This window comes from Neobacillus endophyticus, assembly GCF_013248975.1.
Taxonomy (GTDB): Bacteria; Bacillota; Bacilli; order Bacillales; family Cytobacillaceae; genus Neobacillus; species Neobacillus endophyticus.
Window position 1 is genome coordinate 4,636,160 of the sequence record NZ_JABRWH010000001.1, and the last position, 16,325, is coordinate 4,652,484.

General features: G+C 37.6%; 17 protein-coding genes and 1 riboswitch. Of the genes, 2 read left to right on the forward strand and 15 right to left on the reverse strand.

Annotated elements, in window-relative coordinates; all coding sequences use genetic code 11:
- Window positions 1-39: 39 nt before the first annotated feature.
- The 11 genes from HPT25_RS22775 to HPT25_RS22825 form a co-directional block, all read right to left on the reverse strand.
- Window positions 40-2,067: an HD domain-containing phosphohydrolase gene (locus tag HPT25_RS22775; RefSeq protein WP_173069612.1), complete on the reverse strand. Its 2,028-nt coding sequence runs from the start codon at window positions 2,065-2,067 to the stop codon at window positions 40-42.
- A complete protein-coding gene (locus HPT25_RS22780) occupies window positions 2,064-2,588 on the reverse strand; it encodes a DUF5317 family protein (RefSeq protein WP_173069614.1) in 525 nt (174 codons plus the stop codon). Before HPT25_RS22780 ends, HPT25_RS22775 begins: the two co-directional genes overlap by 4 nt.
- A 276-nt stretch (window positions 2,589-2,864) precedes the next feature.
- Window positions 2,865-2,948: riboswitch (cyclic di-GMP riboswitch) on the reverse strand.
- A 1,251-nt stretch (window positions 2,949-4,199) separates the two neighbouring features.
- Complete coding sequence (locus HPT25_RS22785; protein ID WP_173069616.1) at window positions 4,200-4,409, reverse strand: hypothetical protein; 210 nt, start codon at window positions 4,407-4,409, stop codon at window positions 4,200-4,202.
- Between the two features lie 325 nt (window positions 4,410-4,734).
- A complete protein-coding gene (locus HPT25_RS22790; RefSeq protein ID WP_173069618.1) occupies window positions 4,735-5,166 on the reverse strand; it encodes a hypothetical protein in 432 nt (143 codons plus the stop codon).
- Between the two features lie 707 nt (window positions 5,167-5,873).
- Window positions 5,874-6,581: an ABC transporter ATP-binding protein gene (locus tag HPT25_RS22795; protein ID WP_173069620.1), complete on the reverse strand. Its 708-nt coding sequence runs from the start codon at window positions 6,579-6,581 to the stop codon at window positions 5,874-5,876.
- A gap of 14 nt (window positions 6,582-6,595) precedes the next feature.
- The gene (locus HPT25_RS22800) at window positions 6,596-7,372 is read right to left on the reverse strand and encodes an ABC transporter ATP-binding protein (RefSeq protein ID WP_312857321.1); all 777 of its coding nucleotides are present in this window, start codon (window positions 7,370-7,372) and stop codon (window positions 6,596-6,598) included.
- Window positions 7,369-8,673: a branched-chain amino acid ABC transporter permease gene (locus HPT25_RS22805; RefSeq protein WP_173069622.1), complete on the reverse strand. Its 1,305-nt coding sequence runs from the start codon at window positions 8,671-8,673 to the stop codon at window positions 7,369-7,371. The genes HPT25_RS22800 and HPT25_RS22805 overlap by 4 nt, the downstream gene beginning before the upstream one ends.
- A 9-nt stretch (window positions 8,674-8,682) precedes the next feature.
- Window positions 8,683-9,669 carry a branched-chain amino acid ABC transporter permease gene (locus HPT25_RS22810; RefSeq protein WP_173069624.1) on the reverse strand — a complete coding sequence of 329 codons (987 nt, stop codon included), beginning with the start codon at window positions 9,667-9,669 and terminating at the stop codon, window positions 8,683-8,685.
- 75 nt (window positions 9,670-9,744) lie between these two features.
- On the reverse strand, window positions 9,745-10,932 hold the full coding sequence (locus HPT25_RS22815) for a branched-chain amino acid ABC transporter substrate-binding protein (RefSeq protein ID WP_173069626.1): 1,188 nt from the start codon (window positions 10,930-10,932) through the stop codon (window positions 9,745-9,747).
- A 572-nt stretch (window positions 10,933-11,504) separates the two neighbouring features.
- The gene (locus tag HPT25_RS22820) at window positions 11,505-11,888 is read right to left on the reverse strand and encodes a PTS sugar transporter subunit IIC (RefSeq protein ID WP_217269802.1); all 384 of its coding nucleotides are present in this window, start codon (window positions 11,886-11,888) and stop codon (window positions 11,505-11,507) included.
- A 90-nt stretch (window positions 11,889-11,978) separates the two neighbouring features.
- Window positions 11,979-12,089: an HAD hydrolase family protein gene (locus HPT25_RS22825; protein WP_246277206.1), complete on the reverse strand. Its 111-nt coding sequence runs from the start codon at window positions 12,087-12,089 to the stop codon at window positions 11,979-11,981.
- On the opposite strand from HPT25_RS22825, the gene HPT25_RS28495 reads away from it, so the two are divergent.
- Entirely contained in the window at window positions 12,089-12,262 is a 174-nt protein-coding gene (locus tag HPT25_RS28495; protein WP_217270001.1) for a hypothetical protein, read from the forward strand. The genes HPT25_RS22825 and HPT25_RS28495 overlap by 1 nt on opposite strands.
- 454 nt (window positions 12,263-12,716) lie before the next feature.
- Here the strand turns inward: HPT25_RS28495 and HPT25_RS22830 are convergent, their stop codons facing one another.
- The 4 genes from HPT25_RS22830 to HPT25_RS22845 all read right to left on the reverse strand — a co-directional run bounded on the left by HPT25_RS22830 (window position 12,717) and on the right by HPT25_RS22845 (window position 15,312).
- Window positions 12,717-13,082 carry a carboxymuconolactone decarboxylase family protein gene (locus tag HPT25_RS22830; RefSeq protein ID WP_173069630.1) on the reverse strand — a complete coding sequence of 122 codons (366 nt, stop codon included), beginning with the start codon at window positions 13,080-13,082 and terminating at the stop codon, window positions 12,717-12,719.
- A 74-nt stretch (window positions 13,083-13,156) separates the two neighbouring features.
- Entirely contained in the window at window positions 13,157-13,828 is a 672-nt protein-coding gene (locus tag HPT25_RS22835) for a Crp/Fnr family transcriptional regulator (RefSeq protein WP_173068974.1), read from the reverse strand.
- Between the two features lie 231 nt (window positions 13,829-14,059).
- Window positions 14,060-14,518 carry a hypothetical protein gene (locus tag HPT25_RS22840; protein WP_173071402.1) on the reverse strand — a complete coding sequence of 153 codons (459 nt, stop codon included), beginning with the start codon at window positions 14,516-14,518 and terminating at the stop codon, window positions 14,060-14,062.
- A gap of 5 nt (window positions 14,519-14,523) precedes the next feature.
- Window positions 14,524-15,312 (reverse strand): hypothetical protein, encoded by a 789-nt coding sequence (locus HPT25_RS22845; RefSeq protein ID WP_173069632.1) that lies wholly within the window; start codon window positions 15,310-15,312, stop codon window positions 14,524-14,526.
- A gap of 393 nt (window positions 15,313-15,705) precedes the next feature.
- Here HPT25_RS22845 and HPT25_RS22850 point away from each other — a divergent pair, with 393 nt between their 5' ends.
- Window positions 15,706-16,263, forward strand: a complete 558-nt coding sequence (locus HPT25_RS22850; RefSeq protein ID WP_173069634.1) for a CBO0543 family protein — start codon at window positions 15,706-15,708, stop codon at window positions 16,261-16,263.
- Window positions 16,264-16,325: the final 62 nt, after the last annotated feature.

The window sequence follows — 16,325 nt, forward strand, 5'->3', positions numbered from 1 at the left end:
AAGCCCTACGGTATAGATTCCCCTCTTTTATTATGTGCGTTATTTTTCCAATAGTCTGAACTCAATTAATATAGAAGTTCCCTCTGGCGATGTAAAAATTTGTACGCCATCGGAAAAGCTGGCAATCATTTTAAACCCTTTCCCCAACGAACGCTTACTGGAGTAACCGGATATTAAGATTGTTTTTGGAATTTCATGAAGCGGGATTCCCGATCCTTTATCCGAAATCAGAAATTGCAGCTCTTGATCACGTTGGTAAACGGAGAATTTCCCCTTTGTTGCATGTTTGAGAACATTTGTCACGGCTTCTGACACCGCGACTTGAACTTTCATCGACTGTAATTCAGTTGGATATTGCTCTAGTGCTTTTGTGGTTAATTCCCTGCACTTCGAGACATCCGATGTATTATGAATAGGAATGTCCGCAATCCAAGTACCGAATTGCTCTTCCAGCTTTGCTTGGGAAGATAGAAGTTTAATTTTCCCTTCAGATAGCGTTTCGATGACGTCTACATAGGACTCCAAAATATTGCGCTCCAAATTCTTTCTAAAAGCAAGGTATGGAGACAGATCATGCACAAATATTGTAACCTCTCCGTTTTTCAGGGATTGGGCGTGAACATCCAGCGTGAGGTTATCACGACGGATGGTTTCATGAACTGGTTTGTTCTGCTCTAAAGCAGTCTCCGCTAGTTTGCGCAGTATATGGTCTGAAATTTCATCCTTCGGCGATCGAATCTGGCCATTCTGGACTTGAATAAAGTAAGATTCCCCAATACTTGAGTAGGAATCATCGGAAAATTGCGTTTCTGTGAAATCATTTAGCGGTAATTCTTCACGACGGAAAAGGTCCCGAAGCTCCTCAACCAGCATTTCAATATGACTCAATTCCACTTTTTCCACTAATTTAGGGTCCAACACCGTCCCTGATTTTTCTTGAAGTAATTTAAAAATCGTTTCCGCATCATCATGACGCGTTAGAATGAAATCTAGTTCATCGGCTATAGCAATAATGCGGGCCCCTAATGGAATTTGTTCTCCTGATAACCCTTTTGGGAAACCCTTTCCATCCCAACGCTCGTGGTGATAAAGAATCCAATCGGAAAATTCACTTTTCGAAAACATCGTTTTGACGATTTCAACAGCCTTTTCAGGATGTCTTTGGTACTCTCGTTCCTCTGATAAAGTTAAGTCCCCGCGTTTTCGAAAAATATAGGTGGGAAGTAACGCTTTTCCAATATCATGTATAATCGCAGCCTGAATTAAATCTTTTCTATTACTTTTTGGAAAATCCAGATCTACCAAAAGAAACTCGCAAATGGCCCCTACCCGATTACCATGCCCGGCCAAACTGGGGGTAATACGGCCTTCAAGAACTTGAATAAAAGCTTTGGAAGATGAATTCCTCAGTGAAAGCTGTTTTGTGTATTCTTTGGAAAAAAAGATGACAATAAGTAAGAAAAATAGGGTGTATAACACGGTAATGATGATTTCTTTGTTCGTTTTCTGGATCAGCAAGGTCGGAATAACAATAGAATACACACCGATGGGAATCAACAGCTCTCTTAATTGCTGTTTGAAGGAGGCAAATAATTTCCGATTGGCTGTCAATTTTTGTATGATTTCTAACAGGGCTATATTCACCACTTCATAGAGGAAAGCCAAAATAGCAACCGCTATAATCATCTTCATTCCTTGGGTCATTTTCCAAACAGACAATGCAGCCAGCATGGAAATCGTGTACATTCCCACATTTACAATCAAACGAAATAGAGGAATCTTTACTTTTTTCAAAATCTTTATAAAAAGGGAAGCCAAACCGATGGTGATGGCCAATACTGCATATGGAATACCAAAGTGCAATAGCACAAACAAAACGCCAATACTTCCGGCTTCAAATTGATCTCCGCTAGGCAATTGAATCGGAAAGATCTCCAGAATAACCGTGATCGCCACAACGAAAAGATAGATTGATAGTTGATGGACCGATATGGCTGTCAATGAATACAATAACGCTCCGATCCCTATGGAAAACAGAATAATGGTAAACCAGTTGACCAATCTCATTTGCCCTCATCCTGATCGATTCGTTTTTCAGAGTGTTTGATTATAAGTATAGCAATCCCTATTCCCGCCAAAATATCCCCAGGACTTAGTGCATACCTGATCACCGGAATCCAATCTCCAAGAATCCAATACACGGAATCACCCATTAGGTGATGACGGGCATCGGTGGCAAACGAAACACCTGCCTGTCCTGTCAGCTGGAGAGCTTTTTTGGAAACTGGCATTGTTCCTCCATTTAAAAGCAGCGCAATTAAATTCAAGGATGCTCCTATACAAATCCACTTCACACCGGGAATCCTTCTATTGATATACAGCCCGAAAATAACGCCGATAAACGTTAAAACGAAGACCCATACTATTTTTTCCCTTGTTTCCAACGTGACATACGATAAAACAATCTGTGCCCCAAAGCTTAACAGAATGATAAGAGGCCATTTAAATGAAATATTTCGAACAAATAGAAACGGATTTCGTTTTAGGAAAAACGCGATGAGAAAAGCGATAATAACGAAAAATACCATTTGAATGGCCCCTTTCTTTGATAAAAATAAAGAAAACCAGGTGATCTCTCACCCAGTTTTCTTGTAACGATAACTAAATCCATGGGCGACCGATAATTGGAGCTAAAGCAGCAGCAACAACTGCGCTGATAGCTAAGATACTTTTTATGCGAGCTTTCATCTGTTTCACCCCCTTTTCAGTTAAAACTAAATTTTCATAGGTCTAAATACCTATTAAATAGAGTAAAAAAATCCACCTCTGAAAAAGAGGTGGATTTTTGGTTTAGCTCCCTCTTTTTCGGCAACCGGCTGCCTTGACTAATGCGTTTTAGGCCCTTGGCTTTGCGTCCCTACTTTTCAATAGGTTTGCCTTTATCGTAAGATTTGTGATCTGTTATTACTATAATAATATAATACTATTGACACAGTCGCAACGTTATTTTCTAAAATTACCGCATGTTTTTTTTGCTAAAAACGTTAATATTTCCCTATTTCTTATTATCTTAGTAGAAACTAGAATAAGGGATTTTTCTATCATTAGAAATAATTTGATGTTACGGAAAGTATCATTACATCCAATTTGTATCAGCACATGAGAGCATTTGATTTTTTGAAATATAGGTGAAATTTGAAAGGCAATACTTGAATAACTGAAGAATAGATAAGACTTGTTCAATTAAATTGCCCTAAAACCAAAGACCAAGTAAATCGATTAATTAGGGCAGTTGTATTCAGGCTTGACAATAACATTTATAAAGCTTTTTCTTCATATTTTCCAAATGGACAAATTGTTGGGTCTGCTTAATTGAAAATGAAACGCAAGCTATACACTTATCTAAAAAAGATTTTGAGAAATGGCTAAAATTACAGCATAAACTAACGACTGCAGCAGTTTCAAAAATGTCCTTTTTTATTAGCATGAGAGAATAATTGACCGCCTCAAGGATGGATTTGTTTTTTTGAAAATTCTTCATTTACTAAACAACCTTTCGAAGAAACCAGCTTTTTTATAAAAAAGGTGGCTTTGCAAGCTAAATCTGTACTCAAACAGTATAATTTTTAAACTTTAGTACATAATGGGAACTGCCAAGAAGAATCTTGGCCGTTGTTACAGTCCATCCTTGGTGTTAGATTTAAAAAAAGGTAATATTTTATACTCCTGTTGAACACATTAAGAATAAATTCCTTTTTAGAATTTGTTTATTTTAATTTTTTGCCATTCTGAAATATTTCAGGATGGCTCTTTTTACAAATGGATTGTTAGTTTTATTTAAAATAGTTCCATTTGAAATCTACGGATAGGATTCCGACGGGATCCTCATTCATAACAGGTAAACTTTTAGTGGCTAACTCAGGCTTGCGAAAACAAATTAAATCCTTGTAGTAGCCAAACATCTTACAAATCTCAGGTCTTACAGAATGAATACCACATAAGACCCCCTCTCTTATACCAATAAGTACAGGGTTCCTATGTGGTATCTTTTTTATGTTTTAATCACAGGATTGCTGATGTAGTTCGCCAGATCATTTGACCAAAGATCACTGGGGTTCATTGGAGACGAGCTTTATTTATATGCTTAGCGTTGTAAATTCGCGAAATGAGGGGGTGCTACCCCTATAACTATAGAAACCTTATTCATTTAGCAAATTAATTACGTTTGCCCTAAGATCTTCCGAGACGTCTAATTGATATTCTTCAAGCTTATTCGTTCTTTGATAAATATCTAAGCGCCCAAGCAAGCCATCAACTGTTTTAAAATGATTTTTGAAGCCTGTTCCAAACTCATTTACTCGCTCGATAATAAACTCTCCATCTTCTTTATAAATTAGTAATTTCTTCATTTACTAAACAACCTCCCAAAGAAAACAGCTTTATTCTAAAAAAAGTGGCTTTGCAAGCTAAATCTATACCCAAACAGTATAATTTTTAAACTTTAGTACATAATACGAACTGCCAAGAAGCATCTTGGTCGATGTTACAGTCTATCCTTAACGGTTCCCAAGGATGGATTTTTTTATGTTTCTATTTTGTATAATTCACCGGTTTTCCTTCTTAAAATCACACAAAAAATCCAGGAAATTCAACGTTTTTCATTGATATTCCTGGCTTTATGTAAATTTGCTTAAATACTACTTTTGTAAAACTCGTTAAAATAGAAATTCTTCTCTATTCTCTTACTAAGATATTTACAATTTGGCGATAAAAAGGGAAAAACAGACGATTCGGTTCATCATCCTCTAGAATGTGAATTAAAATAGAACGAACTTTTTCAGTATTTTTTTCTTCGATTGCTTCCCACACTTCTGTCAAACTGTAAAAATGGCAACGATTAAATACTCTCACTTTTTCAACACATTCTTCTTGAAAAAAAATATTGGCCATTTTAAACGACCGGAAGAGAAAATCTGCAACTTCATGTACCTTATGGATTAATCCTTCTAAAGACTGCTGCTTAATAACAGAAATAGCTTCATCCACTATTGGTTTGTATACATCTAGATGACGATCAACATCTTCATTCAATTCCTCATCTATTAGTCTTGTCAAACAATCAGCGATTAGAAAATCATAATCTTGTTTTAGGTTAAATTCGCTCATTTTCTCATCTCCTTTGTTTATAATAGCGCTTGTTGCTATTGGAAAAAATTCCAATTTATATATATTCCTGATTTTCAGAACAATTCCTGCCTATCTTTTCAGCATTTTGTTGGCAGGCAGCGCTAAATGTGCTCCGTTTTCCGTTCCATCTTAATTTACACCTATTTTGCAAGTATTATTTTTTTCGTAATATTGCTGCCGATTTATTGAAAATATGGTTATTTCGAAAGCACTCATTTAAGCAGGTTTTTGATCTATTGTTAGCTTCTAATGGTCCTGCCCGTTTGTGTAGTAAGTATCGTTTCACAAATATGAATAAATATTAGTGTTTATACAGGTTTACCCTTTAGTAATGATTCATAAATATTTATAATCATACTGCCAAAATATACATCCGTTAATTACCAGAAACATAAAAAAGCGCCTGTTGAACTAACACACTCCGTTAATTGTTAGCAGGAATTACAAAGAAAACCGTATGCTTTACATTACATACAGCATTCTTTATTTAATTTAACATAGTCAAAAAATCCGAGTGAAGTAGAGTAAAAATCCCCTTGCTCAGATTGAGAGGGCTTTTTGTCTTTATTGGTTTTCGTTTATCGGTGGTTGAAGTATAAAAGGAATCACCTGATGAATCTGATTAATAAATGCAATTACAATAATTCCTGTAGTCATCAAGAATATCGCCGATTGGAATAGCTTCGTTAAGCCAAATAGGCTTCTTGTACTTGTTGGTTTGTCAGCAAATCTTTGCCATTTCCTTCGAGAACGATTTCCCCTGTTTGGATGACATAGCCCCGATGAGCGATTTGCAGCGCTTGAAAGGCATTTTGTTCCACTAATAAAATCGTCATGCCTTCTTTATTGAGCTCAAGAATAATTTCAAATATTTGCTCAACAATGATGGGAGCGAGCCCCATAGAGGGCTCATCTAGCATGAGAACTTCCGGGTTCATCATTAACGCCCTTCCAATGGCCAGCATCTGTTGTTCACCACCGCTCATCGTTCCCCCTTTTTGATCGAGACGATCTCGTAATTTGGGAAAATACTGAAAGACTCGATCCAATCTTGTCACCATTTCCCTCTTAACTTTACGAGCAAAGGCTCCAATTAAAAGATTTTCTTTTACTGTCAGCATGGGAAACACCCTCCTTCCCTCAGGCACCTGAGCAATTCCCATTAGGGAGGTTTTATGTGGAGGGGTATTGGTTATATCTGTTCCCTTATAATAGATAGAACCGTTTTTTATTTGTACTTGCCCGCTTATCGCTTTTAATGCGGTTGACTTGCCGGCCCCATTACTTCCGATTAAAGTGACGATTTCACCACGACTAACTTTCAAATCGATTCCTTTTAGTGCCTGTATTCCTCCATAGTTTGCTTGAACACCCTTTAATTCAAGAATCGTCATGATCTTCCCCCCCTTTATGCGTGTGATATGGCACCTTTTCCTAAATAGGCTTCAATCACTCTTGGATTTTTGCGAATTTCTTCTGGTTTCCCCTCAGCTATTTTTTCACCATGATCCAATACGAAAACATAATCCGAGATTTCCATCACTAATTTCATATCATGTTCGATCAATATAATTGTTAAATCGAGTTCTTCCCTCAGTCGATAAATAAGTGAGGTTAATTCTTTCGTTTCTTTTGGATTCATCCCTGCAGCTGGCTCATCCAAAAGCAAGATTTTGGGTTTAACAGCAAGGGCTCTGGCAATTTCTAAACGCCGCTGTGCACCGTAGGAAAGATTTCCGGCATTTTCATTTAAAAATGGCGCCAATCCGACATATTGAAGTAACCGATAGGCTTCCCTTTGCGCAGCCTCCTCCACTTTTCTGGCATTAGGCAGCTTAAAAAGTGTAGAGAACCAATTCACGGTTAAATGATAATGCATCCCAACCATGACGTTTTCCAATACTGGCAACTGATTAAACAGGCGAATGTTTTGGAAAGTCCGGGCTATTCCCTGCCGCGCTACTACATCAGGCTTGTTGCCTGACAATGATTTTCCATTCAGTAAAATATCCCCCGAAGTCGGTTTATAAACGCCCGTAATCATATTAAAAAAAGTGGTTTTACCAGCACCATTTGGTCCAATGACAGCTGTAATTGATTTTTTTTGAATATTCATGTCGATGTTGGTATTCGCCTTCAAGCCCCCAAAACTTTTTGTCAATGCTTTTACTTCCAACACATTCACGCTTCTTGCCCCCCATTCAAGCTTTCCATCTTCTCATTTGCCACTACTACAATCCGGTTATTGGATACTTCTCCTGCGGTTAATTTTTCAGCATCATATTTCCTGTTTTTTGCTGGGAGTAATCCTTTTGAACGGAATAAGGCAAACAAAATTAATAAAGCGCCAAAGATAAATCGCTGCATTTTGACGGGAGAAAGTGCATCCGGAATGGAAAAAATACCGCTTGTGCTTAAACCGTTTAACCAATTCGTTAGTTCGGTTAGTACCTGTAAATTGAGGATTGTTACAATAGCAGCTCCTAAGATCACTCCGGGAATACTTCCTATTCCCCCCAGTAAAACCATCACAAGAATGTTGGTAGATTCTAACAGGGTGAAGCTTGTTGGGTCTACAAATGTTTGTTTGGCGGCAAATACCACTCCCATCATCCCGGAAAAGGATGCACCGATGGCAAAGGCAGTCAATTTTGTTTTCACCAGCGGGATTCCCATTGCCTGTGCGGCAATTTCATTTTCTCTCACCGCTTTCCAGGCGCGCCCTATTTTGGACTGCTCCAGATTCCGAACAATAAAAATAACGGAAAGGACAATGACTAGAACGATATAATAAAATTGATTCGGATATATAAGAGAGATGCCGAATATTTTTGGCGGGGTAATCGATGAAATCCCCATGGCTCCGTTTGTGATGTTAACCGGCTTATCCAAGTTATTAAAAACAATTCGAATGATTTCACCAAAGCCTAAGGTGACAATGGCCAAGTAATCTCCTTTGACCCTTAGGACAGGAATCCCAAGAAGCACCCCAAACAAAGCAGCTACAAAACAACCGATGAAAAGAAAAACCCAGAAACTTTCCCCTGATAGAGGAAATTTACCAAAAGGGATAAAGTGGGACGCCTGCGCCGTTGCAAAAATGCCATATGTATAAGCCCCCACCGCAAAAAAAGCAACAAACCCCAAGTCCAATAACCCGGCAAAACCAACCACAATGTTTAAACCAAGAGCCATAGCCACATAAATTCCGACAAAAACAGCTACTTCCATGTAAGATTGGTAAGCAGCTCCATGACTGGCAGCTAACGGGAGAAGTCCTCCTAAAATACCAATGCCTATGATCCATTTGACTTTATCCTTTAGTTTTAAGAAATACAAAATAAAAATGGAAAATAGCATTAATAGAAAAGACAGGACTGAAGTTTCAGCAAAATACAATCCTGCTGATGTAACAAGCACATATGTGAGGAAAAATAAAATGTGCGCCTTTTTATGATACAATAAGCTGTTTAATAGAATTTTCATCCCATCCACCTACACTTTCTCTACGATAGCTTTTCCAAACAATCCTTCAGGTTTGAAAATAAGGACGACAATTAAAATGATAAACGCGAACACATCCTTGTATTCTGCTCCAAATATACCACCAGTTAAACCGGAAAGATTGGCAGCAGCGAACATTTCTAGCATCCCGATGATCATGCCGCCCGCCATTGCCCCCCGGATATTACCGATACCGCCAAGAACAGCTGCGGTAAATGCTTTAATGCCGAGAATGAAACCAATATAAGGGTCAATGGTCCCATATTGCATCGTAAATAAAACACCGGTTGCTCCTCCCAATGCCGACCCAACAAAAAATGTAATAGAAATGACTTTGTTCACATTAATCGACATTAAGGCAGCCGTTTCTCGATCCTGGGCAACAGCTCTAATAGCCATTCCATATTTCGTTCGATTCACAAACAGATTGAGCCCAAACATCATGAAAAAAGCAACGGCAATGACAATAAGAAAGGTTATTTTAAAAGAAGCATCATGGATCCCTGGCAAAATGGAAGATACTTTTACTTTCATTTGCCCGCTAAAAATTTCCGGTGCCGTCACGATATAGTTTCCTTGTTTTAATTCGGTGATAAACCGAACTATATCCTGCAGGAGAAAGGAAACCCCAATTGCTGTTATTAATGTGATTAATTTTGGCGCATTGCGAAGAGGCCGATATGCGATCCTTTCAATCCCCATTCCCAATAAGCCGGTTAGGATACTTGTTACAAGTAAAACAATAACTAGAACAAGAATTGCTGGCATAAACGAAAGCAAACCAAAACCAGTGAAGGTGAGTAAGATGGCTGTTCCAATAAACGCCCCGGTCATAAAAATTTCTCCATGTGCAAAGTTAATGAGTTCTAGTATTCCGTAAACCATGGTGTATCCGATTGCGATGACCGCATAAACAGCCCCTAATGAAAGCCCGTCAATCAATACTTGTGGCAGTGTCTGGAGTACTTGTGCCAGCATATCGATACCACTCCTTTATTTTTTAAATAAAAAAGGGTACGGCTTAATAATCACATACCCTTTCAACGTTTTGGGCTATTTGCTGATTTCTCCTACAACGGTTGCAGGGTAAACGGCTTTAGTAAACTTATAAATGTAGATATTTGCATACTTATTGTCACCCTTGCTATCAAACCCTACTTTAGTGGCAATCCCTTGATAATCACTTATTTCCCGGATCGCATCTCTTACCTGATCACGTGTTGGCAGCTTTCCGTTATTTTTGTCAATGACAGTTTCTATTGCTTTTAATATAACGCCTGTACTGTCATAGGCATAAGCAGAATATCCTTCTATATTTTTATTAAACTTGCTCTTATATTCCTCTGAAAACTTCTTTCCCTCTGCCGTTTTGGTCACATCGCCGGCTACAGAGGTTAAGTAAGCATTCTTGACTGCATCACCGGCAATCTCTACAAATGATGATGAATCCAGCCCATCACCACCCATAAACGGAATATCAATGCCTTTATCATGTGCTTGTTTGAGCAACAATCCGCCTTCAGCATATAGACCGCCAAAGTAAATCATATCCGGCTTTTTATCCGCTACTTCGTTAAGAACACCATTAAAATCCTTTTCCCCGACGGTAATGCCTTCATAGCCGACAATTTGCGCCCCCATGCTTTCCGCAGCTTCCCTAAAGGCATCTGCCAGCCCTGTACCATAAGCCGTTTTATCTTGAATAATAAAGATTTTTTTCGCTTTTAATGTTTTCACAGCAAATTGTGCACCAGCAGGCCCTTGGAAATCGTCTCTCGCTACCAACCGGTCAGTCACCTTTAACCCTCTGTCCGTCACTGCGGTTGCCGTATTTGCAGGAGAAACCATTGCTATTCCATACTTTTCATAGATTTCGGAGGATGGGATGGCCACACCTGAATTCAGATGACCTACGATCGCCAAAATTTTGTTATCTGACGCGATTAGTTGAGCATTCGCAACCCCTTTTTTTGGATCAGCCTGATCATCATATGGAACAAACTCCAAATCAAAACCTTTCTTTGCAAATTGGCCTTTTTTCTCCTCAATCGCCAATTGGGCCCCAAGTTTAATGGCTTCTCCTTGTGTGGCACTGCCGCCGGACAATGGTGATTGGGAAGCAATTTTAATCACTGTTTTTCCACCGCTTGCACTAGAAGTAGCGGCTGATGAACATCCACTGATGATACCAAGCGTGAATGCTGAACAGATTACCAGTGTAGATAGTTTTTTATGGAACATAATTAGACCCCCTGTTTTTTTAAAATATTGCAATCCTATGTACTGTTTCCTCCCTCCCATTCGAATTAAAAGAAGCCCTCTTTTGTTACAGTATAGTAACTGTAAGAATACCTGTCCTAAAACTCGTAAGGTTTTCTAACGTACTTTTCCAATAGATTAATAGACATAAAAACGCTTTTGGAAAAGTTTGTGTGTGAGAAATATTATTTAGATTAATAACGATTAAGGAGTACATACATTAAGGAGTACATACATTAAGGAGTACATACAGAGTTTTCACAAGACGACAATGCGGCTTTAGCCCTCTACAATACGAGGCTAAAGCCGCTTAGTACGCTTTCTTCTAAGGAAGCCTTAAGGAAATTGGCACAGCAAGAATTTACGGAAGAACCGCATTAACAATACAGTTATTTTTCTGATGAACTGCGAAGACTTGTGGCACACAACTCAGATCCAGCCAGCCTGGAGGCATAGAGTCTTGCTCATTATTTGACGGACTTAAACAGGCGCTGTACTCAAGGATGGAGGAGATACTTACTGGAATGAGGAAGAACTGGGACAATTTCAATTCATTACCCGAAGACAAGAAACCGCAAGCATATAACAACCGCGGTAATGGCACCAAAGATGGCAATGCCGGTTACCGGAACTTTTAAATACCCGGCCACAATAAATCCAAGGAAGAAAAAAGGAACAACTTTTTTATTTACGAGTAACCGCGCCAACATGGCAAAACCTAGGGCCGGAAGGATACCGGTTGCCACTTGCAAGCCGTTTTGAACGAATTGGGGTACTGCATCTAAAATATGTTTAATTGCGGCACTTCCAACATAATAAGAGATTGTGACAATCAAACCCAGCATTAGCGACTGACCAAAGCACCCCGCCAAATGGAGCATTTCTATTCCTCTTGTGTTTCCTTCTTCAGCATACTTATCGGCTTCATATGCTAACAAGGGTAAAAAAAGCGCCATGTAAAAGAATCGCGCCCTATTGCTGAAGATCTATATATATAAATTAATACTTTACCACTATGTCATATTGAGCTAACGCAACCCGTTGAATAAGGAATCCAAAGTTTTTGCCACTCCATCGTTATCATTGGTCTCAGTTGCTTCTTTAGCTAATTCTTTTAGTTCTGTTATGGCATTTCCCATTGCAACAGGGTAACACATATCCAAGCCTAAAGCTTGTCCACCATGCCTTTAAGGTGGATGGCTGCGCCCTTTGCAGCTATACCACCGGACCTCCTGAAAATAAAAAGACAGGCGAAAGCTTGGCATCCATGCCTTTAAATAAAATAAAGGTGTTTTCGCAACATGGTTTGTAATTTATTTGGGAATGAATAAAAGAAGAAAAGTGTGTGATAAAGGAATCTTAGCTTCTTTGGTTGTTTTAGGTGTTGCGACTCTGCGCTACCTAGAGCAAAGAGAAAAGCGCCTCTACCTCCAGTTAAAGAGAGAGTAGTTATTACATTAAATAGCCCGTTTGCTGAACCAAGTAAAAAAAGCAAACCTATTATATGTTCAAAAACTCGTCATCTTCTGAACACTCTTTTTTGATTTGAAATGAAATTATATGTCAAATCAAAAAGAAGAGTGTTTAAGCAGGATGTCACTTTAGGATATAATTTGGGCTTATTTTATATGCTATTTTGCTCATCCAAATTAAGAAACCCAGCTATTTAGAAGATTAGCTGGGTTTCTTAATTATTTACATCCAATCATTTATAAAACTAATCTAATCGGTTTCCACATGTCCATCAAGGTATGTGGTGGAATCCCTTATAGCATATTGTTTTTCTCATACGCATTTAAGGCATTTACACCATGACTCAAGGCTGCTCCAGCTTTTACTGCAGATGCAACGATAATTGCCTCCATAACCTCAACCATAGTTCCCCCATATTTCTTATATTTGTTCACATGAACATCAATACAATAGGGGCAACCAGTCGTATGAGCCACCGCAATCGCAATAAGTTCCTTTGTTTTTGTTGATATTAATCCAGATACAAACGCTTCCTTCTCAAATGCTAAGAAGGCTTTTGAGGGTGCTGGTGCCATTTTTATCAGCTCATTAATTCGTTTTAAATAAGAATTTCGATAAAGAACATCATCACCTTTGTAAAGGTCGTTTGGATTTTCCATGGAGATCCTCCTTCATTAATGAATGTTGTCTCCATAATCATATAATCTAAAAGAGGAAAATTTCTGTAACTATATCACAGAAAACGGCTGAATTTTTGTTGTAAATCCTTTCGTTGGATGTTTATGATTTTCCCACGATGTAAAGTAAGAAATCCCTCCTTCTCAAACTGCTTTAGTGTTCGGCTAACAACTTCCCTTGCTGTCCCTAACTCGATAGACAACCTCTCGTGGGTTATGATTATTTCGTCGGAATACTGAGAGGTATGTTTAATGAGATAATCTGCAATCCGATCGTCTATCCCTTTAAAAGCAATCTCTTCTACAAGCTGAGTCACAGTTGACATTTTACGAATAAATAATCCGTATATAAATCTGCTTAACGAATCATATGTATGTATCCAGTTCCGAAAAGTTTCGGCTGGAATGATTAAGGCTTCAACATCACTTTCGATTGCGGCATAAGCCTCATATTCTAAATCACCTAATACGCTAGCTACCATCATTAGACAAACGCCGCCGCTATGCACCCGATAAAGGGTAATCTCCCTACCATTTTCTCCAACCCTATAAATACGTACACAGCCATCCAAAATAAAAATAGCATGGTGTAAGCGATGCCCCTTTGCAAAAGCTACAGGAGTGGTTGGAACTTGCACTATAGAAATATCTGTTCTATTCCATTCCTTAGCTTCAATAGAGGACAGGCAAGGGAAACATTTTATAACTTGATTTAGTTTACTGATCATTTGTTCCTCCTAATCATTATTAAATCTATGTTTAAACAATTTTATTGTAAACTAAATTTTTCCTTTAGACGTGATTGTTCAACAATCTGGCCTTACACATAAAGAAAGAGCACAATTCTGTTGAAGAATCGCGCCCGATTGTTGAAGAACGTTATTGAAATAAAACCCCGTTTGTTCAAGTTCAATTCTTCAAAATCTTTAGTTTTAGATACATGTTTAACAAATAATAAATCATTTTACTTTTGCTACACCTAATGCAAAATGGCTCCAAAGTATATCTTCTACTAATTCAGCTTGTGATTCTTCACAATCAACAATTAAGATTACTTCAGAATGTTTTCCTTTTAAAACCCTTTTCCTTTTCTTTATTCGCAATTCCATAAAAAGCCGAATAGCAAATCCAAGAACAAATCCAACAAATCCACTTATCAGTCCACAATAAATGGGGCCCCAAGCCAATTTAAATCCAATACTGGCGCCAATAACTGAAAATGCAGTGCCAATCCCCATTCCTATATCAATCAGGCTTGTTCCGTCTGAGCGATGAAGGGTATCAAACATTTTAGGTTCTTCTGCTCTATTATCCAGAGGAACAGCAAATATACTATCTTTTTTAATCCCTTTTTTTTCTAACGTTGAAATTGCCATTTCTAAAAATCCAGTGGTTTCAAATGTTGAAAATAACTGCACATCTATCACTTCACTTTTTGCCCTTTTAGTATTTTGAAACTCTTCGATTGATAATTCTCGATTAAATGATTCCTTAAATCTTTTTCAAATAGTTTGTTATTCTCAACTGTATTCATATAAGAATCATAAGCTGCAAACCCATAGTGTGAAGGGATAAAAAGGAGCCATTCTGGATTTAAAACCGAAGTTGCTTCTTTTACTTTTCCTAAAAACAAAAGTACAACAGCTTCTTGAACATGAGAATAATAAAAAAATACCACTAACCATATAATGACAAAGAAAGCAGTTAAAATCCTATGTATATAAAGTTGCCCTAGCCCGGGGATAAACAAAGACCACATAAGGGAAAGAATGGGATTTCGCTTATCTAAGTAGTTAATCTCTAACGAACCTAATGAAAATGAATTAAAACGGTGTTCCTCTCGCTCGGTTAAAAGATAGATCTTATTCATATCTACTGTTGTCCTGTAACTATCCCAAATACCGAAAAGGTAAACAGGGATATACATAAGAAGCCATCTTGCATCTAATACCTCTTTCGCCATGTCAATATTCCCCTGAAAGGAATAAACCATGGAAGAATTAACATGTGATTTAACATTAATAACAACTTCCCAAATAAATAAGGCATATCCTCTAAGATATTTAGATAATAGCATATGCCCGAATCCTGGAAACGCAGCGGACCACCATGCTATGATATAAGGATTTCTTAAATGCAATTGGGTTGTTCCTAAAATACTAACATGGGCTTTATACCGTCTGGCAGTATTATCATTTGTATAGTTGTTCATCTAATCCACCTTAAGAAACGATTTATAATATATTTCCAATTGTGGGATAAATTTATGCCTGTCCTTATTATGCTAACTTTCCTCGTTTACTTTAAGTGCGATTCAATAAATAGTTATTTCCACAATAATAACCCCATACATAAAGAAAGAGCACAATTCTGTTGAAGAATCGCGCCCGATTGTTGAAGATTGTTATTGAAGTAAAGCAACCCGTTAATTTAAGTATATTCCTTCACAAACTCATAGTTTATATATTCTAAATCCTCTGGGATGCGTACGTGGGAAGAAAGTCTTCTAGTCACTTCCGAATTGGTTAGTACACTTCATTTTGTGGTTACTTCATTTAAATTTAGTAAATACTACCTTTAATATTAATAAATAGGAGTATTTACTTTGAGATTAGATTACAACAAATCCATACAAAAAATAAACGAAAATAATAATAAGATAACTGCACTTATACAACAAAGACAAGATATATGGGTTTCCGATGTGGTTTTTACTTGGAGATGGTGGCTTGGTCTTGCATTTACAATTATCCCTTGGATATTATGGTGTATTTTCAGAAAGAAAGAAAGCACCGATAGACTTCTCTATGTTGCTTTTTTAGTTATTATCATCTCGGTAGTTCTTGATGTTTTTGGGGATCAATATGGAATTTGGCATTATAGATACAATGTAGTTCCAATACTTCCAACTTATTTTCCTTGGGATTTTACTTTAATGCCAATATCCATCATCTTCCTACTTCAATTCAAACCAAATTGGAGTCCTTGGATTAAGGCATTCATATTCGCATTAGGTTCATCCTATATTGGTGAACCAATATTTCATTGGATTGGTGTTTACCAAACTATACACTGGAGATTTACTTATTCAGTACCGATTCAGTTTTGTATTTACCTTTTAATGCATTATATTTATCAAAAAAATTTTCATTTTCAGAAATAGAGGTAGGAAACGACCCATTGCTTAGTTGTTATAGGCGATTTCGGGTCGTTTTTTTTAATTGT

Excerpts from the sequence above, each read along its gene's own strand:
- HPT25_RS22825 (WP_246277206.1), bottom strand. The coding sequence starts at position 12,089 with ATGGGAAATGCCATAACAGAACTAAAAGAATTAGCTAAAGAAGCAACT.
- HPT25_RS22830 (WP_173069630.1), bottom strand. The coding sequence starts at position 13,082 with ATGGAAAATCCAAACGACCTTTACAAAGGTGATGATGTTCTTTATCGA.
- HPT25_RS22805 (WP_173069622.1), bottom strand. The coding sequence starts at position 8,673 with ATGAAAATTCTATTAAACAGCTTATTGTATCATAAAAAGGCGCACATT.
- HPT25_RS22815 (WP_173069626.1), bottom strand. The coding sequence starts at position 10,932 with ATGTTCCATAAAAAACTATCTACACTGGTAATCTGTTCAGCATTCACG.
- HPT25_RS22780 (WP_173069614.1), bottom strand. The coding sequence starts at position 2,588 with ATGGTATTTTTCGTTATTATCGCTTTTCTCATCGCGTTTTTCCTAAAA.
- HPT25_RS22795 (WP_173069620.1), bottom strand. The coding sequence starts at position 6,581 with ATGACGATTCTTGAATTAAAGGGTGTTCAAGCAAACTATGGAGGAATA.
- HPT25_RS22835 (WP_173068974.1), bottom strand. The coding sequence starts at position 13,828 with ATGATCAGTAAACTAAATCAAGTTATAAAATGTTTCCCTTGCCTGTCC.
- HPT25_RS22785 (WP_173069616.1), bottom strand. The coding sequence starts at position 4,409 with ATGAAGAAATTACTAATTTATAAAGAAGATGGAGAGTTTATTATCGAG.
- HPT25_RS22790 (WP_173069618.1), bottom strand. The coding sequence starts at position 5,166 with ATGAGCGAATTTAACCTAAAACAAGATTATGATTTTCTAATCGCTGAT.
- HPT25_RS22845 (WP_173069632.1), bottom strand. The coding sequence starts at position 15,312 with ATGAACAACTATACAAATGATAATACTGCCAGACGGTATAAAGCCCAT.
- HPT25_RS22775 (WP_173069612.1), bottom strand. The coding sequence starts at position 2,067 with ATGAGATTGGTCAACTGGTTTACCATTATTCTGTTTTCCATAGGGATC.
- HPT25_RS22810 (WP_173069624.1), bottom strand. The coding sequence starts at position 9,669 with ATGCTGGCACAAGTACTCCAGACACTGCCACAAGTATTGATTGACGGG.